The 19,203-nt window shown below is 64.1% G+C and carries 23 protein-coding genes; 7 read left to right on the forward strand and 16 right to left on the reverse strand.

Features of this window, described 5'->3' with window-relative positions:
• The 3 genes from AB0P23_RS22675 to AB0P23_RS22685 form a co-directional block, all read left to right on the forward strand.
• Positions 1–471: sulfite exporter TauE/SafE family protein (locus AB0P23_RS22675; protein WP_363799500.1), on the forward strand; the 471-nt coding region annotated here is incomplete at its 5' end.
• 129 nt (positions 472–600) lie between these two features.
• On the forward strand, positions 601–2,373 hold the full coding sequence (gene ctaD / locus AB0P23_RS22680; RefSeq protein ID WP_032370105.1) for a cytochrome c oxidase subunit I: 1,773 nt from the start codon (positions 601–603) through the stop codon (positions 2,371–2,373).
• Entirely contained in the window at positions 2,370–2,909 is a 540-nt protein-coding gene (locus AB0P23_RS22685) for a hypothetical protein (RefSeq protein WP_032370106.1), read from the forward strand. The genes ctaD and AB0P23_RS22685 overlap by 4 nt, the downstream gene beginning before the upstream one ends.
• A 358-nt stretch (positions 2,910–3,267) precedes the next feature.
• Here the strand turns inward: AB0P23_RS22685 and AB0P23_RS22690 are convergent, their stop codons facing one another.
• Positions 3,268–3,435, reverse strand: coding sequence for a hypothetical protein (locus tag AB0P23_RS22690; RefSeq protein WP_155288438.1), 168 nt, complete (start codon positions 3,433–3,435; stop codon positions 3,268–3,270).
• A gap of 40 nt (positions 3,436–3,475) precedes the next feature.
• Positions 3,476–4,381 (reverse strand): sigma-70 family RNA polymerase sigma factor, encoded by a 906-nt coding sequence (locus AB0P23_RS22695; protein WP_080729193.1) that lies wholly within the window; start codon positions 4,379–4,381, stop codon positions 3,476–3,478.
• A gap of 33 nt (positions 4,382–4,414) precedes the next feature.
• Here AB0P23_RS22695 and AB0P23_RS22700 point away from each other — a divergent pair, with 33 nt between their 5' ends.
• A complete protein-coding gene (locus tag AB0P23_RS22700; protein WP_032370107.1) occupies positions 4,415–4,630 on the forward strand; it encodes a YgaP-like transmembrane domain in 216 nt (71 codons plus the stop codon).
• Between the two features lie 22 nt (positions 4,631–4,652).
• On the opposite strand, the gene AB0P23_RS22705 is transcribed toward AB0P23_RS22700, so the two are convergent.
• The 3 genes from AB0P23_RS22705 to AB0P23_RS22715 all read right to left on the reverse strand — a co-directional run bounded on the left by AB0P23_RS22705 (position 4,653) and on the right by AB0P23_RS22715 (position 6,825).
• A complete protein-coding gene (locus AB0P23_RS22705) occupies positions 4,653–5,825 on the reverse strand; it encodes a hypothetical protein (RefSeq protein WP_032370108.1) in 1,173 nt (390 codons plus the stop codon).
• Entirely contained in the window at positions 5,826–6,233 is a 408-nt protein-coding gene (locus AB0P23_RS22710; protein WP_032370109.1) for a DUF302 domain-containing protein, read from the reverse strand.
• A 79-nt stretch (positions 6,234–6,312) separates the two neighbouring features.
• Positions 6,313–6,825 carry a hypothetical protein gene (locus tag AB0P23_RS22715; protein ID WP_032370110.1) on the reverse strand — a complete coding sequence of 171 codons (513 nt, stop codon included), beginning with the start codon at positions 6,823–6,825 and terminating at the stop codon, positions 6,313–6,315.
• Positions 6,826–6,929: 104 nt separating this feature from the next.
• Here AB0P23_RS22715 and AB0P23_RS22720 point away from each other — a divergent pair, with 104 nt between their 5' ends.
• Positions 6,930–7,661 carry a thioredoxin domain-containing protein gene (locus tag AB0P23_RS22720; RefSeq protein WP_032370111.1) on the forward strand — a complete coding sequence of 244 codons (732 nt, stop codon included), beginning with the start codon at positions 6,930–6,932 and terminating at the stop codon, positions 7,659–7,661.
• An 11-nt stretch (positions 7,662–7,672) separates the two neighbouring features.
• On the forward strand, positions 7,673–8,545 hold the full coding sequence (locus AB0P23_RS22725; protein ID WP_032370112.1) for a cytochrome c biogenesis CcdA family protein: 873 nt from the start codon (positions 7,673–7,675) through the stop codon (positions 8,543–8,545).
• 36 nt (positions 8,546–8,581) lie between these two features.
• Here AB0P23_RS22725 and AB0P23_RS22730 read toward each other — a convergent pair whose 3' ends face one another.
• The 5 genes from AB0P23_RS22730 to AB0P23_RS22750 form a co-directional block, all read right to left on the reverse strand.
• Complete coding sequence (locus AB0P23_RS22730; RefSeq protein ID WP_032370113.1) at positions 8,582–8,929, reverse strand: DsrE family protein; 348 nt, start codon at positions 8,927–8,929, stop codon at positions 8,582–8,584.
• Entirely contained in the window at positions 8,926–9,543 is a 618-nt protein-coding gene (locus AB0P23_RS22735; protein WP_032370114.1) for a class I SAM-dependent methyltransferase, read from the reverse strand. The genes AB0P23_RS22730 and AB0P23_RS22735 overlap by 4 nt, the downstream gene beginning before the upstream one ends.
• A gap of 344 nt (positions 9,544–9,887) precedes the next feature.
• Positions 9,888–10,220 (reverse strand): hypothetical protein, encoded by a 333-nt coding sequence (locus AB0P23_RS22740; RefSeq protein ID WP_052066937.1) that lies wholly within the window; start codon positions 10,218–10,220, stop codon positions 9,888–9,890.
• 183 nt (positions 10,221–10,403) lie between these two features.
• A complete protein-coding gene (locus tag AB0P23_RS22745) occupies positions 10,404–10,766 on the reverse strand; it encodes a hypothetical protein (protein ID WP_080729194.1) in 363 nt (120 codons plus the stop codon).
• Positions 10,767–11,166: 400 nt separating this feature from the next.
• Positions 11,167–12,006 carry a hypothetical protein gene (locus tag AB0P23_RS22750; RefSeq protein ID WP_032370115.1) on the reverse strand — a complete coding sequence of 280 codons (840 nt, stop codon included), beginning with the start codon at positions 12,004–12,006 and terminating at the stop codon, positions 11,167–11,169.
• 756 nt (positions 12,007–12,762) lie between these two features.
• Between AB0P23_RS22750 and AB0P23_RS22755 the strand changes: the two genes are divergently transcribed.
• Entirely contained in the window at positions 12,763–13,398 is a 636-nt protein-coding gene (locus AB0P23_RS22755; RefSeq protein WP_051364861.1) for a uracil-DNA glycosylase, read from the forward strand.
• A 31-nt stretch (positions 13,399–13,429) separates the two neighbouring features.
• Here the strand turns inward: AB0P23_RS22755 and AB0P23_RS22760 are convergent, their stop codons facing one another.
• The 6 genes from AB0P23_RS22760 to AB0P23_RS22785 all read right to left on the reverse strand — a co-directional run bounded on the left by AB0P23_RS22760 (position 13,430) and on the right by AB0P23_RS22785 (position 18,844).
• The gene (locus AB0P23_RS22760; RefSeq protein WP_051364864.1) at positions 13,430–13,777 is read right to left on the reverse strand and encodes a hypothetical protein; all 348 of its coding nucleotides are present in this window, start codon (positions 13,775–13,777) and stop codon (positions 13,430–13,432) included.
• Between the two features lie 95 nt (positions 13,778–13,872).
• On the reverse strand, positions 13,873–15,045 hold the full coding sequence (locus tag AB0P23_RS22765; RefSeq protein WP_080729195.1) for a TDT family transporter: 1,173 nt from the start codon (positions 15,043–15,045) through the stop codon (positions 13,873–13,875).
• Positions 15,046–15,114: 69 nt separating this feature from the next.
• Positions 15,115–16,020, reverse strand: a complete 906-nt coding sequence (locus AB0P23_RS22770) for a LysR family transcriptional regulator (protein WP_230074817.1) — start codon at positions 16,018–16,020, stop codon at positions 15,115–15,117.
• Positions 16,021–16,190: 170 nt separating this feature from the next.
• Positions 16,191–17,201, reverse strand: coding sequence for a bile acid:sodium symporter (locus AB0P23_RS22775; protein ID WP_027494241.1), 1,011 nt, complete (start codon positions 17,199–17,201; stop codon positions 16,191–16,193).
• A 20-nt stretch (positions 17,202–17,221) separates the two neighbouring features.
• A complete protein-coding gene (locus AB0P23_RS22780; RefSeq protein WP_027494242.1) occupies positions 17,222–17,653 on the reverse strand; it encodes a MerR family transcriptional regulator in 432 nt (143 codons plus the stop codon).
• A gap of 312 nt (positions 17,654–17,965) precedes the next feature.
• Complete coding sequence (locus AB0P23_RS22785; RefSeq protein WP_051364869.1) at positions 17,966–18,844, reverse strand: phosphatase PAP2 family protein; 879 nt, start codon at positions 18,842–18,844, stop codon at positions 17,966–17,968.
• Positions 18,845–19,203: the final 359 nt, after the last annotated feature.

Genomic DNA, 19,203 nt, shown 5'->3' on the forward strand with positions numbered 1-19,203 from the left:
GATGCCGACCTACCGACGCCGAACCCGGTCGAGACCGCGGAAACACGGTCGAGCGCCGTCGCGGTCGCCGCCAAGCCCACGAAAGTGAAGATCACCACTTCGCAGGTGGTCAAGCTGGTCGCCTCCGCGCTCGTCGTCGGCTGCCTCACCGGGTTTCTGGGAGTGGGCGGCGGATTCCTCATCGTCCCCGCCCTGGTTCTGGCACTGGGCTACTCGATGCCCGTCGCGGTCGGAACGTCACTGGTGATCATCTCCATCACCAGCGCGGGAGCCTTCACCGAACGCCTCGGCACGGGTGCCACCATCCCGTGGGAGATCGTCGTACCGTTCACCCTCGCGGCGATTGCAGGCTCGTTCGCCGGGAAAGTGGTCAGCGACAAGATATCGGCGACCGCACTGACCCGAAGCTTCGCAGTTCTGTTGTTGGTCGTGGCCGTCTACGTTACCGTTCAAGCATCGCTTGCGCTCTAGCTCTGGGTGCGTCCCGCAGCCGTCGGCGAATCCTCATAGACATGGCCTGTCCAGCCGGCCGCAGCACAGATCTCGAGGTATCACCTCGCTCATCATCATCGCTTTCACTACGCTATCGGGAGTTCATCGATGACCGCATTGATCCCACGTACCGACGCCGCCCGGCCGTATCCCGCACGCCGAGAACCCAAGGGCTCGACGCTGTTTCAGTTGGTGACCACCACCGATCACAAGACGATCGGGAAGATGTATCTGGTCACCTCGTTCGGATTGTTCCTCATCGGCGGGTTGATGGCGCTGCTCATGCGCACCGAACTCGCCGTACCGGGGTTGCAGTTCCTGTCCAACGAGCAGTACAACCAGCTGTTCACCATGCACGGCACGATCATGCTGTTGCTCTACGCCGTCCCGGTGGCGTACGGATTCGCCAATTACATTCTGCCGCTTCAGATCGGGGCACCCGACGTCGCGTTCCCACGGCTCAACGCGTTCGCGTACTGGCTGTATGTGTTCGGATCGCTGATCGTGCTCGCCGGGTTCATCACCCCGGGAGGTGCCGCGGACTTCGGATGGACCGCCTACACCCCACTGACGAGCGCACTGCATTCCCCCGGTGTCGGTGCCGACCTGTGGGTACTGGGCCTGATTCTGTCGGGCTTGGGCACGATCTTGGGTGCGGTCAACTTCATCACCACCGTGGTGTGTCTGCGCGCACCCGGCATGACGATGTTCCGGATGCCGGTCTTCACCTGGAACATGCTCGTGACCTCGGTGCTGGTGCTGCTGGCGTTTCCGACCTTCGCGGCCGCGTTGGCCGGGCTGGCCTTCGATCGACACTTCGGTGGTCACGTGTTCGACCCGGCGACCGGGGGAGCGGTGCTCTGGCAGCACCTGTTCTGGTTCTTCGGCCATCCCGAGGTCTACATCGTCGCGCTCCCGTTCTTCGGCATCGTCTCCGAAATCTTTCCGGTCTTCAGCCGCAAACCCATCTTCGGCTACAAGGGTCTGATCTTCGCTACCCTCGGCATCGCAGCGCTCTCGATCACGGTGTGGGCGCACCACATGTACGCCACCGGAGCTGTTCTGCTGCCGTTCTTTTCGTTCATGTCCTTCCTCATCGCCGTGCCGACCGGGGTGAAGTTGTTCAACTGGATCGGCACCATGTGGCGAGGACAGGTCACCCTGGAAACCCCGATGCTGTTCAGCATCGGATTTCTGATCACATTCCTGTTCGGCGGACTGACCGGTGTGCTGCTGGCCAGCCCCCCGATCGATTTCCACGTCACCGACACCTACTTCGTGGTGGCGCACTTCCACTACGTACTGTTCGGGACCATTGTTTTCGCCACCTACGCCGGGGTGTACTTCTGGTTTCCCAAGATCACCGGACGCATGCTCGACGAACGCCTCGGCAAGTGGCACTTCTGGACGACGTTCGTCGGGTTCCACATGACGTTCCTGGTGCAGCACTGGCTCGGCAACGAAGGGATGCCGCGCCGCTACGCCGACTACCTGCCCTCGGACGGATTCACCACCTTGAACCTGATCTCCTCGATCGGAGCGTTCATTCTCGGGCTGTCCACGCTGCCGTTCGTGTGGAATGTGTTCAAGTCCTACCGATACGGCGAGGTCGCCACCGTCGACGATCCGTGGGGCTACGGCAACTCTCTCGAATGGGCCACCACCTGCCCACCGCCCCGCCACAATTTCACCGAAATACCTCGTATCCGTTCCGAGCGGCCGGCGTTCGAGCTGCACTACCCTCATATGGTCGAACGCATGCGCACCGAAGCCCACGTCGGGTTGACGGGCCACACCGCCGCTGTGCGGGCACCCTCCGAAGTGATCGCCGACGGCGTCGAAGAGGGCACCGCCAGCGGGACCTCAGGGGAGAGACGGTGACGAGCGCGCGGAGACGGCGCTCGACAGGTGCCGCTGTCCTGGTACCGGGACGGGTGTCGTACGCGATCGCGGTCGCCATGGGGTTCTACGTGCTCGCGCTGATCGTGCTGTTCACCTTCCTCGTCCCTCGACTCTCACCCGGGTCGGCGACCGCTGTCACCGCTGCCGTGGTGGCCGGCTTCGCCGTGCTGCTGATGGCGGCGATGATGTTCGCAGCCCGCACACCGCTGCATCCTGCAGCGGTATCCGTGGTCCGGGACGCCGCGGCGGACCGGGAGGACGACATCGTCGAAGGGTGGGCGGTGGTCCTGGGCACCGACATCGATTCACGGCGGGTGGAACTGGAAGTGACGGTGCCCGGGTCCGGAACGTACCGGTGCGATGTGCGTGCAGAACGGTCGACCGTCCGCGCACTGGTGATCGGTGCCACCATTTCGGTGTGGGTCGATCCGCATCATCGCCGGTCGTTGACCTTGGTCGGGGTCGGGGTCGGTCCGAGCATCGACGACGACACGTACGGGAACGGGCGTCGCTGATCGAGCTACCTCGCCTGCACCCCGCGGCGGCGAAAGCCGCTCCAGGGTTGCAGACGTCGATCACAACTACCCTCGACTGCCCGCTGGACGGGTGGCTGTGTCGGTGACCGACGTGAGTGTGCCTGCGCGACATCGATTTTCCCGTGACGGAGTCCCCGCTTGCTGGCGATGGCAAGTGTGGTCGTGGTGTTGCACCTGGCCGGGTGGGGACTGTGCGTTCACTACGATGCGGGTCTGCGCATGCGCGGTCTGTGCCGCGACGTGCGAGACCACGAAGACCGGGACCGCGAGGTGCGAGACCACGAAGAAAGACGACTCGGGTCGCAGCCCTGGCAGGATCAGGGCTGCGGACCGCGATCTACTTCTTGGAGAACATGCGGGAGAACAATCCCGGTGACTTCGGATCGGCGGCGTGCCCCTTGCAGCGATTGGACGCCGGAACGCCCCGCATCACCTGATCGACGTGTTGACCGCATCCCGCCCACGTCGTTTTTCCGCACTTCTTGCACGTGACAGCCCTGCACATGAGTCTCTCCTTCGGTCGATGAATCACTGACCAATATACCCTATGGGGTATCAGATTTGGGGTGTCGGGGATGATCGGTCATCGCCCCGGTCGGGGGTCCGCCCAAGTGGGCGACGTCGTAGACGAACTGTTCGGGTACCGCGCTGGTCCACGGCCGCAGGCCGAGTGCGGTCTTGATACCGATCAGGGCCTGTGCGATGGGTGGGCAGCGGCGACACTGCCGCAGGTGCGTATCGATGCGGGCCGAGGCGTCGACATCGAGACGCCCGTCCAGGTAGTCCGATGCCGCGGCGAGTGTGCGCCGGCATGCCTGGGAGTCGTTTTGCGGATGTGTGGGACCGTCGTCGAGGGCGCGCAGCAGCTTGACCCGTGCGCGGTGGATGCGCTTGTACACCGCTGCGGTGGTGAGCGCGCCGACCGCGCCGATCTGTGTCGCTGTCCAGCCCTCGCCGTCGTGCAATGCCAGGACCATTCGATCCTCGACGGTCAACGTCGCCAGCGCCGCTCGCACCGTGGATCGATCGCTGAGCGCCTGCACGACCGTCTCGGGGTGCTCGAGGTTGCTGATCGGTACATCGATGTCGCCCGTGCCCGATGGTTCTGTGCGCTGAGTCTCCGCGCGTGCGGCCACATCGCGGGCACGGTTGATCGTGATCCGGTAGAGCCACGTCGTGAGAGCCGATTCGGATCGAAATGTTCTCCGGTTGCGCCACGCGCGTTCGAGGACGTCCTGCACCAGATCGTCGGTATCGGCCGGTGATCGTGTCATCGCGGCTGCGAAGCGACGAAGAGTCGTGCCCTGGTCGATCAGATCGCGCGCGAAGCGCTCGTCGTATGCCGCGCTGTCGGGATCGGGATCGGGGTCGGAGTCGAGGTCGAGGTCGGGGCTGGGCTGTTCGCGCGATGATCCACCGATTGGTCCACTTCGGCGTTCTCGCCCGTCCAACAGTGAAAGTCCCTCTACAGAACTGGAATCATCATGTCGTTCGTCGAATTCATGCGCAGTACTGCCGGACGCGCACTGCGCATCGTGGTGGGAGTCGCTCTGATCGTGGTCGCCGTCGTGCTCGGCGGTGTCGGGGGCATCGTGGTGGGAGTGATCGGCGGTGTGTTCGTGCTGACCGGGGTGATCAACGTGTGTCTGCTCGGCCCGTTGTTCTCCGTCGATCTTCGAGGTCGGCCCAAGACGTCCTGAACGGGGTGCGCGGGCGGGCAGCTCAGAAATGGGGGATCACCTTGAACGCGGTGTACCCGTCGCTGCTCTGGGCCAATGCGACACCGTTCGAGGTCACTGCTGTCGGTGCGGCACTCGGTGATGTGCCGGTGACGCGGCCGGAGGTGGCATCGATGGCAGTCACTCCCGAGTCCGACGCGCCGTAGACGATGCCGCCGACCAGAGCGAAGCGGTCGGCACCGGGAAATTGATCGGCGGTGAAACCTCGGGTGCCGTACTGCTCGAACAGGACAGCGATTCCGTCGTCGGTGAGGTCTGCGGTGGTGATCATCGTCGCCCCGCTACTGCTGTCGGCGGTCACCACCATCGGACTGCGGCTACCGCTGATCCATCGGAGCTCGGCATCGGAGAGTCGATAGACCGCCTGGATCGGTTCGGGACGGGTCGGGATCGTCCATGCCACGACCACTGCATTGCCGGCGGTGGCGACGAATCGGGCGGTCCCGGGGATCGCTGCGGGGGGCGGGGCGAGGGTGTCGGTGGACCAGGCGGTGTTGCCGGTGTCGGCGGTCACGATGCGCGCTGTGTCGCCGTCGACGGTGATCGCGTATCCACCGGATTCGGAGATCGCACCCGTCAGGTCGGTGCGGTGTCCGTCGGTTGCGGAGATGGCGGCCACGGCTGCGGGCTTTGCTGTCTGCGAGCAGTCGGCGTCGATCAGCAGTCCGGACCCGGTCAGGCAGCCTGCAGTGGAGACCGGACCCCATACGAGGTCGCCGGTGCGGGTATCGCGGGCGGTCATCGTGGCCGGTGCACCCGTACCGGGATCATCGATGTCTTCGGTGATCAACAGCTCACGGTTGTGTGTGCTGGTCACCGCGAACTCGTCGCGATCGGCGGGTACGTCCACGCCGAATCGTGGTGTGCCGGTGTCGTCGAGTACCTGCACCCGGTGCGAACCGGATGCGTCCGAGGAGTCGACGACCCCGACGAACCCGTCCTCGACGATGTGCGGCTGCGACAGGAACGGGATGGACCACAGGGCCGTGTCTCCGAAGCCCGGCGGCGGCGCGGCCGGCGACGACGGATGCGCCGCCGGATCGGTGCCTGCGGCGTCGGGAGCAGGTGAGGAACTGCACCCCGACGCCAGCGCGACGGCGCACAGTGCAACGGTCCCCATCATCGCCGCCGCTCTGCCGATACGGTGCGCGCCCATCTATGCGGTGGTGCTGTCTCCGCCGAGTGCCATGATCGCGCTCTGCAGCAGTGCAGTGGCCCGGTCGGCGACTTCGGCCAGGCCCGCTGCATCCGAGAGACCCACCATCACTTGGGGGTTCATCGCTTCGACGATCGTGCTGCTGCCATCGGCTCGCACCACCACGTTGCACGGCAGCAGCAACCCCACCTGCCGATCGGTGTCGATGGCAGCCTTCGCCAGCTGCGGATTGCATGCTCCGAGGATGACGTAGCGTTCGATGTCGGCGTCGATCTTGCTCTTCAAGGTCGACTGCATGTCGATCTCGGTGAGCACTCCGAATCCCTGTTCGGCGAGTGCCTCACGGGTTGCGTCCACGGTTTCCTCGAACGGCATGTCCACGCGGGTGCCGATGGCCAATGCGGTCATAGTTCCTTCGGTTCCTTTCGATCGGTTCGGGTGTCGGTCACCCGATGGTCGGTGCGCGGGTGAGTAGGCGCCCGCCCGGTCATGCTGCGCAGGACGCGGAGGTGCAGTCGCGTTTGCGCCATCGCACGATCACCGCTGCCGTCAGCATCGCCAGGGACACCCCGGCAAGGATGGGTTGTATCGGTGCCCACAACCCCAGTGCACCCGAGGTGCCGAGCGCAAGAAGTACCAGCTTGTTGCACACCGGACATCCGACGGCGAAGAAAGTCAGGACCACACCGAGAGCGGCGGGTGTGCCGGTCCGCTCGACCTGCGCGGGTTTGTCGATCCCGAACCACAGTGCGGTCAACAGGGCCGTGGCCAGCAGAACCGGAAGCTCCCACGCCCGCACCGGCACCTCACGGCCGAAGATCGGCGTGTCGATGATGTCGGTGGGAATGCCCACCACCAACACCGTGACCACACCGGCGACGGTGCCGCGTGCCGCCCGCATCCCCCAACCCCGGAAACGATCGGACTCGGCGATCACCCCGTCATCGGAACGGCCGGCAGCATCGACGTCGAGGCGGTCGGAGGTGGCGGGCTCTGTCATCGGCTGGGATCTCCTACGAGTTGTAGTTGTGTGAGTAGGGTGACACTGTGAGGCTATACCCAGATGGGTATCGCTGCCAGTGTCCGACTGCCGAAAGGTATTGCATGACTTCGACATCTCGCTCCACTCGCCGCCGTGACATCGTGCTCCTGGCCATCGCCGTGGTGGTGGCGGCCGTGCTCGTGGGAGCTCTCGTACTCGGAACGACCGGTGGCGACGAGCAGTCGGAGGCGGCGTCGCCGGCCGCCGGGTCGAGCAGCGTGAGCGGACCGCCGGTGATGGGACCGCTCGGCGATCTTGCGCACCGCGAGCCCGATGATCCGATGGCCCTCGGCGATGTCGACGCCCCGGTGGTGATGATCGCCTTCTCGGATTTCCGGTGCCCGTTCTGCGCCCAGTTCAGCCGGGAAACCGAGCCGCAACTTATCGATCGATATGTCGATACCGGCACCCTGCGCATCGAATGGCGAGATCTACCCATTTTCGGGCAACAATCGTTCGATGCTGCCCGGGCCGGACGCGCCGCCGCCGCCCAGGGCAAGTTCTGGGAGTTCACCCGCGCCGTCTACGCCGATGCTCCCGAAACCGGTCACGCGGACCTGACACTGGAGTCGCTGCAGAGCTACGCGCAACAGGCCGGGGTACCGGATATGGCTCGGTTCACCGCCGACGCCACCGGCACCGCATTCGACGCCGCGATCACCGCCGACTCCACCGAAGCACAGTCGCTGGGTATCCCGGCCACTCCGGCGTTCTCGGTCAACGGTGATCCGGTTCTGGGCGCGCAACCGTTCTCGGAATTCGTCGATCTGATCGACGCGGCAGCCGGCGCGTAGGGCGGCCCGCGATGTCGCAGATCGGACTTCTCGGAGCATTTCTCGGCGGGCTCCTGGCGTTGGTCAGTCCATGTTCGGCCTTGCTGCTGCCCTCCTTCTTCGCGTACGCCTTCGACGGGGCCGGCAAGCTCGCCGGCCGCACCGGGATCTTCTACCTCGGGCTCGCGGCGGTCTTGGTGCCCCTCGGTGCCGGAGTCGGGGCCATCGGCTCGGCGATCACCCGGTATCGCGAGGTCACCACCATGATCGGCGGTGTGGTCATCATCGCCCTCGGGGTGATGATCATCGTCGGTCGCGGCTTCGCGCTGGGGTCCGCGCAGAGAGCAGCCGCGCGCATCGACGTCTCCTCCACCGGATCGGTGTTCGCCCTCGGCGCGGTCTACGGGCTCGCAGGATTCTGCTCGGGACCCCTGCTCGGCGCGGTCCTGACCGTCGCCGTCGCCGGCGGTCAGGCCGCGTACGGCGGAGTTCTCATGGCGCTCTACGCAGCGGGGATGGTGATACCCCTGTTCGTCCTCGCGCTGGTCTGGGACCGGTTCTCGCTCGGATCACGAACGTGGCTGCGCGGCAAGGAAATCAGCATCGGACCGCTGAAAACGCATACGACGTCTCTGATATCGGGGGTGCTTTTCATCGGTATCGGAGTGCTGTTCCTGTTCACGGAGGGCACAGCGAACCTCGGCGGCGTCATGGGTGTCGACAGTCAGTACTCGCTCCAGGTCTGGATCAGCGACGTGGCCGACGCGGTACCGAACACCGCAGTGCTCCTGATCGCAGTGCTGGTGATCATCGCAGTGCTGACGGTGCGCATCGTCCGTGGTCGAGGCCGCGACACCGCAGCCGAGTCCTCCGAGCTCGGCGAACGCGAGAACCGAACGCCCTGAGACGGTGTGCCTACGGCACTGGAGCGGGCTGTGATGTCAGGTGTAGAGCTGTGACCACCCATCTCGCTGACGTCGAGCGAGATGGAGTACTGCGGCGGGAACCACTTCGACACCCATCAGCAGATCGTCGTCACCGAGCCCTCTGCCCTCCAGACTGTTGCGGCATGCTTTCACCGTGATGGAGGCAGAGTCGATCAACGCCCGCATCTCCAGGGAGATATCCGAACAGCGCAAGGCCGCATCGAGGCCCGGTCCGAAGCACACGACTTCGATCGTCACCGGCTCTGTCGCAGCATCGAGAAGGTTGTGGATCGCTCGCACCACGGCGGTGGGTGTGGTGTTCACCGCGAACACCACGCGCAGGGGAGTCGGATGATCGGTCACGTGAAGGTTCCGTTCTTCAGATCGCGGTGAGCTGCGGTGCCCCAGGGCTGTGCGTGGAGAAGGACATCGATGGCCCGACCCTCGCCGACAGGGCGGACCAGGTGTCCCAGTTCGCGGACCTGCAGTCCGCTCGCGGCGCGGGCGAGGTCGTCGATGGCGGGCAGGATCGACGGATCGGGTGGGCCCCCGACACCGTGAGTGAAGTTCTCGAGCGCATGGCCGAGATACAACAGCCGTCCGCTCGGTGCGAGCCAACTCGCTGCACCGGCAATGACGGCGACCAACTCGTCGACCGGTAGATGCAGGAAGCCGATGGCCACCAGATCCACCGGTTCGGATGGTTCCCAGGTCCGAGCGTCGGCGACGGTGTAGTCGATCGACCGATCCTCGCCGCCGCTGCGTGCCAATTCGATTGCCACAGAAGAAAAATCGACAGCGTGCACTGTCCAGCCCGCGTCGGCCAACCATCGAGCGTGGCGGCCGTCTCCACAGCCCAGGTCGATCGCCCGGCCCGGCATCAGCTCCGCGAACCGCGCAGACAGGGCAGCCGCCGGGGCCGAGCCCCACGGATGCTCGACGCTGCTGTAACGCGCATCCCACTCAGATGAATCCATCTACGCACATTCCTCCAAGACACGGACCGGGTAGTACTCGAATCCGCCAGAGTACCCCCAGGGGTACCTGAATGGTGCGCAATGTCGAAAACGTCGATCTGCACGCCATCGCTCGTAGCGTGTCGAGCCAAACCCGAACAACAGACGTCCCGACGCCGAGGAGGACCTCGAGGCGCGCACTATCACCGCCCTCGAAACCCGGCCACGCGCGGACCATCGGATTGCGCCGTTCTCCTCGACGTCGACGGGCCAGGCGCACGAGTTCCGCTGCAGTGCAGTCGATACCGGCGCTCGTCGCAGAGTACGACACCAGACGAAACGTTCACGCACCGTCGTTGTAACTGTCAATCCCGGTGACGTTGCCGTTCGCCGGTGTCTTGGTCGACATCGATCACCACGTCCGGTGAATCGGGGTGGTAGCGGACCATATTCGGCTCGGCAGCCTCGCGTCGAGAGCTATCACGGAACGACAGCCAGCAACCCGCGAACAGCAAAAGGGTGACGATACCCGCGACGAGGGACCAACCTTCGAAGCCGCCGGCGAGAGCGGTGAGGAAAACCCCAGCCGACGCTATCCCCGCCATCAGCAACAACCACGCCGCATAGTTTTCGGCCACCCGCGTCCAGACCTGCGCACGACCAGGGCGTCCGGTGTCACCGGACCTCTGCGGATTCATTCTCGTTTACCTCCTTCGGTCGAAGTCGACCTGGACGCCGACTGTCACTGAAAACTTGCTGTGGGTTCACCCAACTCCGCGACCAGCTATGTAGCGGCGACCGACAACCCGGTTCGTACGCGATGAGCTATTGCGCAGTATCCGGTTACCACGAAGACACATCCACATTGGTCGTCGGCTCGGTCAGCCACCAACCACAACGCCGCTGGATGCGGTGAAATAGACGAGCATCAGCGCCAACAGCAACCATCCTGCCCCTTGCCAGATCGGCCATACTCCACCTGCACGCCACACCCGAAAGGTCCGTCCGAAAGCGCCCAGCCCACCAACCAACAACACCGTCGGAGGGCCTACTGCCAGGACCAGCCGTTCCGGATCCCGGCAAACGCGGAATGCAGCGTCCTGACACTGCTCAGCCTGGCTACCTCCAGAAAGCAACGAGCCGACGGCAACGACAGCAGCAACGGCGATCACCACCGCGGTGTACAGACTCGCTCTACGGAACTCCCGAGGGTCGTGCCACCGTTTTTCGGTGTCAACACTCACAGCGGCTCCCTTCCTCCTGGCTCGACAACGGCCCACAGAAGTCATAGCCGTATCCGATACACCCAAACCTCGCGCAGCGCAGACGGAAAAGTCAGCAGAGACCACCACGGGTCGGCATGCCAGTAATCGATCCCCAGGCTGCCCGACAGGCCAGAACGGCAGCCGTAGACCGAGACATACTGCGTATCGCAAACAGCGCCGGCGAAGCAAAGATGGCGACGGCTCGGCGGACACACGTCAAGTGCACGAGACATGACGATGTTGGACGTGCAGACAGAAGAAAGTCCGCGCGCGAACATTTTCACCGTTTGTCGAATTCAGAAGTGGACTGCATTTCTGGGTCATCCAGATTCGAGTGTGCGGCTGTTGCGATGACGCGGGACAGCGAAGTTGAACCTGGTCAGCCTGCGGGATCGAACTGCGGCACGTCGAAAACCTGAAGAGAACTAGCTACATCAGTGGGAAGGTCAGCGGCGATCACTTCTAGCAACCGCTTAGTACGAAGCAGTTGGTTCACAGCCAGCTCGGCTAGACTCTGTGTATCGAAGTGCGCCACCAAGGTCGGACTGAGTTCTGCGGTTCTCGCCGCATCGATAATCTGCGGGTACCCGATTTTTCGCTCTAGAACGGCCCGACCGTCTTCTCGATGATGGTGCACGATTGTCACGCCAGCGGATTCGGCCCAGGCCTCGGCGAAAGTTGCGACTTGAGATGAAGCAGATACTGGGACAAGCGAACTCGCCTCTCGCAACATCTGTGCAACCAACCCGAAGTGTGTGAGGGTGAGATCGTCTTGCGTCAACCGGATGGAATCAGGGATCGGCTGGGAGTTCGACAATGTTTGCCAGAACAATTCGGGATAGGACGAGGCCACCGACAAGAGAGCCGCAACGTCGCACTTGTTCGGTGTCGGCGGCAACTCATGTTCGACGCCTGCAGCCGCCAGAACCTGTCGGCATGTGTCGAAGGACTGAGCGAGCAGGGCGCAGATCGAGACAAGCCATGGAAGTGCCTGCCTCTCGACTCGGCGGTTCTGCCACCGCGCTATAAGCAAATTCGAGAACACCAGGCCAGGACCGACAAGGAAGAGAGCAGCGCACACGCTGATCCAGAAACTTGCGCTGTTGGGCAGGGTCAGACCAGCGACCAGTGCGGCCAGGCTGAGAAGTATCCCGCCTACAGCAACCGTACGCGGAACCGCCTCTTGGCGCGGACCGTCCCACCAATCCTTCACACCCATCTACCGATTTTGTCATTGATTCACACCACTGATTCAAGAGGGCACGCCGAATCGTTTCAGTTTGCAGGACAACTGCATCTCGAGGCAGTCGGCCTGACCGGCTTGCTGCGGTTTGGGTGCGCGTTTGACCAGGATTGAAACGATCCGCCCTCTACAGCAACCTCACCCTGGCGCGGGAAGAACGAGACGCTCTCGCGGTCGCGAGAAGTGATTAGTGCAGTCCACTTCTGAAACAGTGCAGTCGTCTTCTGAAACTGACAAATGCTCTCGAAGTGCTGCGAGGTGAGGTGTCAGCGACGAAACAGAGAGCGGAAGAAGCTGCTGCGTGTTGCTGGATTTGGCGACTCGGTGGAGCAGGTGCACTGCTGCGATTGCGGAACGTTCGCCATGACGCTGTCGATATGGCGACCGCAACCGGCCCAGGTGGTCTTACCGCATGCCGGGCACGAGGTGGGGGAGCACACAGGTGGTCCTTTCGGTCGGTTCGGTACCCACTGTGGCATATACCAAGGGGGGTATGTAAGTACCCTAGGGGGTATCCGACCTGATCTGGAATCGAAGTCGATGAGAAGACGGGTGCAATAGGCACCACACGGCCTGTCGTGGTTATCTCATAGGTGTGTTCAGGCAGCGGAGTCGTCAAACGCTCAGCAGTGGTCGTCGAGGCGAGCCACCGAGAGCTGGCGTCTACGGCTCACGGTGCGTTTCCCCATGGCCAGCAGTACGTGTGGCGTGGGTCAGCAGTGAGTGCGGCGTATGACAGATGATGACGTGTGGTCCGGAAAGCACGCCCGAGCGCACGATGCCCCGGTCCGCTCACTCAATGCGTCGGTGTTGCGATGGAGGATCGACACTGCACGGTCCATTCCACTGTTCGATCCCGACGACGGCGGCGACGCGGCTCGCTGTCTGGTGCTGTTGGAGTCTCCGGGGCCGAAAACGATACGTCCGGGCGGGACCAACATGTGTTCGTTCGACAATCCAGATCGAACGAACCCCGTGCTGAAATCGGTGTTCGCCGACGCGGGTATCGACCGGGTGCAGTGCGTCAAGTGGAATATTGTGCCGTGGGCAGTGCTCGATGACGCCGGTCATCCGGTATCGCCGACGGCATCCGTTCTCGGTGAGGCGGGCCCATATGTCGGCGAGCTTATGGCCTTGCTGCCGAAACTGGAGGTGGTTTTCGTTCTTGGTGCGAAGGCTCTCGATGGCTACATGCGCGTCATCACTGCATCTGCTCCCACCCGCCTCCTCCCGGTGATAGCGGCACCGCACCCCTCGGCTCGCAACGCACACGCACCGGCGGCTGCTCGCCAGCGGTTGATCAACGCAGCACTGTCGGTCGCAACGCACCTGGAGAAGGCACCTGAACCCCGCACTGTGCTGAGGTAGGGCGGATCGTGCTGCTGCTGCCTCCGACCGGTCAGTCCTGGTGGGGCTGGCGTTCGCCGGTGTCGGTGTCGATGTCGATCACCTCGTCCGGGCTGTCGGGGTGGTACTGGATGATGTGTGGTTCGGCGGCACCCCGGCGTGCACCGTCTCGATATGAGAACCAACATCCCGCGAACAGCACCACTGTCACGATCGCTGCGACGACGGTCCAGCCCTCGAACCCGCCGGCGAGGGCCGTGAGAAAGGCCCCCGCAGCAGCTGTTCCCGCCATCAGCAACAGCCAGGTCAGATAATTTTCGGTGACTCGTGCCCAGACGCGTCCGCGGCTGCCCCGTCTCGGGGTATCGGAAGTCGGTGTGTCTGCATTCGGTGTGTTCATCGTGATCGTGAGTCCTTTCCGGGGTCAGTGGTCGATTGGATCAACGCTGTTCGTTCGGTATCAGCGTTCCGAGTGGGTACTACCCGGCGGTCGGTTCAGCTGGGTTGAAAAAGTTTTCCTTGCACGCTGCCGCGGAGAGTGTGGGCGGCGACTGTGCCCCAGGCTGCGAGCAAGGCCGCATACAGTCCGATTGCAAGGGCCTCGACCGCGGCCGACCCCAGAGCGCCGCCGAGGGCAGTGGCACCGGTGACGCAGGTGCCGATGGGGAAGGTGAACGACCACCAGGTCAGTGAGAATGTCAGTCCCTTCTGGGCGGCATGGATGGTGAGGGCGGTTGCGAGGGTGAACATCAAGACGCCGAAGCCGCCCATCGTCAGTCCGTACAGAATGCCGAACACGTGCAGGCCGGTTGCGACGGAGGCGGTCTCGCCGGTGAACACCAAGGGTGCATCGTTGCCGAGCAGGTTCGCGGCGGTGATCGATTGACCGATCATGCCGAGGGTGATCCACACCGTCGGTGCTGCCTGGACCGGCGGGATTCCGCCGTGGACGAGCCGTCCGTAGATGAGCGTCATGGTCAGCATTCCGATGATCAGTGACAGCCCGAACATCGCGTAGCAACCGGACAGCATGGCCAGGCGCCATTGCCCATCCGCGATATGAGGGAGCAGCAGCGCACCGGTGGAGGCGGACACCATCGGCGGTACGACGGGCATCAACCACGCCGGGAGTGCGACGGCGGTCTGGTGATCGTGGGCGGTGATCATCAGGTAGGGCACGAGAATGCTGGTGATCAGCCCGAGGGCTGTGCCAGCGGTCCACAGGACGGCAAAAATCACGGTTGCGGGCGCCGCTCCGATGACGTCTTTGCCCAGCAGCATCGTCCCGGCACCGACGGTCAGCAGCGCCATGGGGGGTGCGCCGTAGAACTGCACCATCACCGGATGCGCGGCGTGCTCACGCGCATACTGCCGGTGTCGGATCCAGTGCACTGCGAAGGCACCGGAGAGTGTGATCAAGGCGACCGACGCTGCGATCCACACGATCGTTGCGAACACGTGCAGTCCGGGGATGTGGGCGGGCAGGGTGGCGGCGGCGTTGGCGACGATACCGGTGCCCATGACCGAGGCGAACCAGTTGGGGGTGATGTGTTCGAAGATCTGGCTCGGGTGGTCGAGGTCGGAGAGCACCGGCCACTTGCGCGGCCGCTCGGTATCGTCGCCGCGCCGAGACGTGATGGAGGAGCGGTGCAGAGCTGTCGTGGTCATGACTTCCAGCGTCCTCGCACACAGTCGTCACCGGTAGACACCGATTACCTGGCCGGTCCCAACCTCAGGTTATGACTGCGGGGATTTGAGGGCGACGACGAGCAGGTCGCTCGACGGTCCTCGCAGTTCACGGCCCGCGGGCCACACGGCACGCAGGAACCGGCGCAGGTCGAGCCCCTCTGTGTGAACGCGGGCCAGCGTTCCGGCGGCGATCTCGGCGGATACCGCGAGGGAGCTGAGTACGGCCGGTGCGAGGCCGCCGATGACGGCAGCTTTGATGGCAGTGGTGGAGGACACCTCGAGCAGTGGCGCGGCGAGTGGGCCCGCAGTCCGGAGCGCACGTTCGAGCGCGAGACGTGTGCCGGACCCGGGTTCGCGGGTGACCAGCGGTGTCGCGGCCAGTTCGCTCGCCGTGATCGTTCGTCGAGCCCATTGATGATCGGGGGCGACGACGACGACGAGTTCGTCGCGGGCAACGTCCTTCGAGTGGAGTCCGCTGGGCAGATCGGGGCTTTCGACGAATCCGATGTCGGCGCGGCCGTCGAGCACCGATGCGGCTACGTCGACAGAGTTTCCGGAGGTGAGAGTCGGTGTGATGGAAGTGTCGTGGGAGCGCAGTGTGATGAGCCATCGCGGTATGAGGTATTCGGCGATGGTGAGGCTTGCGGCGATACGAATGTGGCTGTGGCGGTCGGTGCGCAGCATTGCGATGCTCGTGGCGAGCTCGGCGGCTTCGGCGATGACGCGCTCGGCCCAGCCGGCGACCAGTTCGCCGGTTGCGGTGAGGGTGGCACCTCGCTGCCCGCGATGCAGGAGTGCTACCCCGATGCGGCTTTCGAGTGCTTTCAGGCGTGCGCTCGCCGCTGGCTGCGACATGTCATGCGCCTCCCCTGCGCGTCCGATGCTTCCCAGCTCGGCGACGGACAGCAATAATTCGTAGCTGATCAGGTCGGTCACATGGGTCGGCAGGGGCACGGTGCCAGCGTAGAGACTGCAGTCGTAGCGGGCGCGGAGCCCACAGGCGCGTTTGCCGGAAAAGTCCCCATTCGATGCTCAATGCTCGCGGGAAGTGGAACGGGGTCGCGGCACTGGATCCCGTGGTTCGTTCACCCTCACTGACGCCACCTGCTTTTATCCAGTTCTCGTCACCCAGGATTGCCTTGGTTCGTGCGAGTTGTTTCGAACTTCACCGGTGCTCTCGCAGCGTGAGCTGGGACAAGGCAGGGGATGAGTCGGACGTAGGCGACCATTCCGATCAGCTCCACCAGTGTCTGCGTCACCACGACCACGGCAGCAAGAGACAGTGCTGGTGGCAGCGCGAGCGCCAGCGGCAGAACGACCAACGAATTTCGGGTGGCACCGGAGAAGATCAAGGCCCGAGCGTCCGGGACGTCCAGGCGGGTCACTCTGGCCGTCGCCCATCCGACAACCGCCATGATGACCAGGAACGCGACGAAGATCGGCACCGCGGCAAACAGCTGGGAGCCTTCGGAGCGGACTGCGTCGATCTGCGACGCCACGACGACGGCAAGAGTGGCCATCATGACCGGCACCATCGCCGCGGCCATCACATCCATGATCTGGGTGCCGATACGCCGACGACGCGCAAGTGCTTGCGTCAGGGCCGCCAACACCAGAGGAACAACGATCAACAGCACGAACGCTTCGACGAACGGTGCAATGTCGATGATCTCCACCAGCTCGGACCCGACGAACAACCACAGGTAGAGCGGCAGGAACGCGATCTGCAACAACATCAACAGCGGCGCGCTCGCGAGGAGCCGTTCCGACGCTGCACCGGCCAACCCACTGAAGACGATGACGTAGTCGATGCAGGGAGCCAACAACACCAACAGCACACCGACGAGTACCGCCTGATCAGCAGCAACGAACCGGGTCAGAGCGAATACGACGATTGGAACGAGCACGAAATTCAGTACTACGACGCTGAGCAAGAATGTGCCGTCGCGCAGCGATGCGCCGATGGCGGAGAACGGAACCGCGAGGAACGTAGCGTAGAGCAACACGATCAGTACCGGATTGATAGCAATCTCGAACGCATGCGCCGACGACGGCGCACCCAAACCGACACCGCCACCGATGAGCAGGGCCAGCAGGTAGAGCGGGATCTGGAACTTCTCCAGCCACGCCACCACCGAGGTGGTGCTCGATATGTTCATGCGGTGCCCACCGCGGTGTTCGCTGAGATCAGCCAGGTGCAGTCCGGATTGCATGGCGTCGGCGCGTCGGGTGTGTCCCCGAGCCGGGCCAGCGCGTCGGTCAAACTCTCACGCAGAGCGGTCAATTGAGCGATCGATTCGTTGGCGTGCGCGATGTGGGACTCGATGGCGGGGCCGAGTTCGGCTTTGACTGCTGCGCAGGAGTCTTTCTCCCAGACACGAAGGAGAAGTTTGATCTCCGGCAGCGACAGGTTCAGGCTCTTGGCGGCGGTGATGAACGCCAAGCGTTGCCGAGCGCGGTCGTCGTAAACGCGGTAACCGTTCGCCGAACGGTCCGCCGGGAGCAGGCCCTCGCTTTCGTAGAACCGTAGCGTGGTCGCCGGGACGCCGGTCGCCGATGACAGCTGTGAAATGCGCAGAGCGGACATGCGCACGAGGATAAACCTTCGAGTCGGGTGGAAGGTCAAATCCTTGACCTTCCACGCAGGTGCTGGGGCTAACGTCGGGCCATGTTCCCAGCGAGACCGCGCCCGGACGTCCGGGCGCTCATCCGTCTAGACCTGACGCCTCTCAGCGAGATGAAGGCCCCGTCGGCGTGCACGCTCTCAACGGCTGACCAACCTGAGGGTATCGAGTTGTGGGCAACGATCCTCACCTGCGCTACCAGCCGCGGACGGTCGACGGCGGACTTGTATTCACCTTCCCGTCACGTAGTGCTCGGAGTCGGAGTGGGTCCGCGATCAGTCGGGTGAGGCTGCCTGAGGGGTCGGTCCGAGCCGGACATTGACCCAGTGTCGGACCGGAGGGATCGACCACATGGTCCACAGTGCGAGGAGCGCAGTGCTGGCGGCAAGAATGCTCGCGGCGACGTCGAGCGGGAAATGTACGCCGAGGTACAGCCGGGAGGCAGCGACGGCGAGCGCGAACAGCACTGATGTCGTGCGGGCCAACCGCCGGACAATTACGTGCGCCCGAGCGGTGAGCAGGACCACAAGCCCGATCATGGCCGCAGCCACCGCTGTATGTCCAGACGGGAACGACCACACGGTGTCGGGAGGAATCAGCCAGAACCGTTGCGGGGGACGGGGTTCGCGGATGCTGTATTTCGCGATTGTCGACACGACGAGGGTAGATGCCATCACTGCCAGGGCCCATGCCGCGTCGACCCGTCGGCCTCTCCACGTGAGCCATGCGGCGATACCGATCGCCACCACGATTCCGACGACCGGTTGTGCGCAGTCCGTGACAAATTCGGCGAGGGCAGTGGCCCAGCCGGCGCGATGAAGGGCGATACGGTCGTGGAACCGCAGACCCGCCTCTGTCACAGCAGTGGTGGAGGCGAGAGTGCCGGCGGCGAGCAGTGCGGCAAATGCGAGCAGAGCGGCGGCAAACGGCCGAATCCACGGACGAGCAGGAAACATAGGTGACTTTCCTTGGTTGGGTTGCGTGGGATGGACGGTGGGGTGCCAGGTGCGGCGACGACCGGTGGCGAGTAGGGCGGCCACTGCGATGACCTGGATTGCGGGAACGACGGTGAGCGACGCGGGAATCGAATGTCGTAGAGCAGATCGGTTTTCGGCTGGGGAACGGATGGCTTTGCCGCTCCGTTCGTCGATCACGAGAACGCAGACGCGCCAGTGCGCCGGCGATCCAGAGGAAGTGCACGGCGATGACGGGGTGGGCGTAACCGGAAACGTCGACGCCCAGAAGCGGCGGCTTGGTGTATGCCACCGGGCCGGAGACCGAGCGCACCATCAGCGCTGCGACCTCGTCGGATGCGGTGACCACACCCCGACGACGAAGGCGGTAGCCCCCCGCGAGGCGAGGGGGCCGGTGATCGAGCGGGCACCTTCGTAGACGAAGTCCGCGAGCATGCTGACCGTCCCGAACGCGACAACGAACCGACACGCCCCCCATCGATGGTCGTGGCGGTTCGGTGGATTTCTTTCTGGAAGCGCGCGGCGGGAACCCGGTGCGG

It is taken from the genome of Rhodococcus sp. NPDC077669, from assembly GCF_040686915.1.
Lineage (GTDB): Bacteria > Actinomycetota > Actinomycetes > Mycobacteriales > Mycobacteriaceae > Rhodococcoides > Rhodococcoides fascians.

Bases quoted from the DNA above. Each gene is read 5' to 3' on its own strand.
- ctaD (WP_032370105.1), top strand. From the start codon at position 601: ATGACCGCATTGATCCCACGTACCGACGCCGCCCGGCCGTATCCCGCA.
- AB0P23_RS22690 (WP_155288438.1), bottom strand. From the start codon at position 3,435: ATGTGCAGGGCTGTCACGTGCAAGAAGTGCGGAAAAACGACGTGGGCG.
- AB0P23_RS22700 (WP_032370107.1), top strand. From the start codon at position 4,415: ATGTCGTTCGTCGAATTCATGCGCAGTACTGCCGGACGCGCACTGCGC.
- AB0P23_RS22705 (WP_032370108.1), bottom strand. From the start codon at position 5,825: ATGGGCGCGCACCGTATCGGCAGAGCGGCGGCGATGATGGGGACCGTT.
- AB0P23_RS22710 (WP_032370109.1), bottom strand. From the start codon at position 6,233: ATGACCGCATTGGCCATCGGCACCCGCGTGGACATGCCGTTCGAGGAA.
- AB0P23_RS22715 (WP_032370110.1), bottom strand. From the start codon at position 6,825: ATGACAGAGCCCGCCACCTCCGACCGCCTCGACGTCGATGCTGCCGGC.
- AB0P23_RS22720 (WP_032370111.1), top strand. From the start codon at position 6,930: ATGACTTCGACATCTCGCTCCACTCGCCGCCGTGACATCGTGCTCCTG.
- AB0P23_RS22725 (WP_032370112.1), top strand. From the start codon at position 7,673: ATGTCGCAGATCGGACTTCTCGGAGCATTTCTCGGCGGGCTCCTGGCG.
- AB0P23_RS22735 (WP_032370114.1), bottom strand. From the start codon at position 9,543: ATGGATTCATCTGAGTGGGATGCGCGTTACAGCAGCGTCGAGCATCCG.
- AB0P23_RS22740 (WP_052066937.1), bottom strand. From the start codon at position 10,220: ATGAATCCGCAGAGGTCCGGTGACACCGGACGCCCTGGTCGTGCGCAG.
- AB0P23_RS22750 (WP_032370115.1), bottom strand. From the start codon at position 12,006: ATGGGTGTGAAGGATTGGTGGGACGGTCCGCGCCAAGAGGCGGTTCCG.
- AB0P23_RS22755 (WP_051364861.1), top strand. From the start codon at position 12,763: ATGACAGATGATGACGTGTGGTCCGGAAAGCACGCCCGAGCGCACGAT.
- AB0P23_RS22760 (WP_051364864.1), bottom strand. From the start codon at position 13,777: ATGAACACACCGAATGCAGACACACCGACTTCCGATACCCCGAGACGG.
- AB0P23_RS22765 (WP_080729195.1), bottom strand. From the start codon at position 15,045: ATGACCACGACAGCTCTGCACCGCTCCTCCATCACGTCTCGGCGCGGC.
- AB0P23_RS22780 (WP_027494242.1), bottom strand. From the start codon at position 17,653: ATGTCCGCTCTGCGCATTTCACAGCTGTCATCGGCGACCGGCGTCCCG.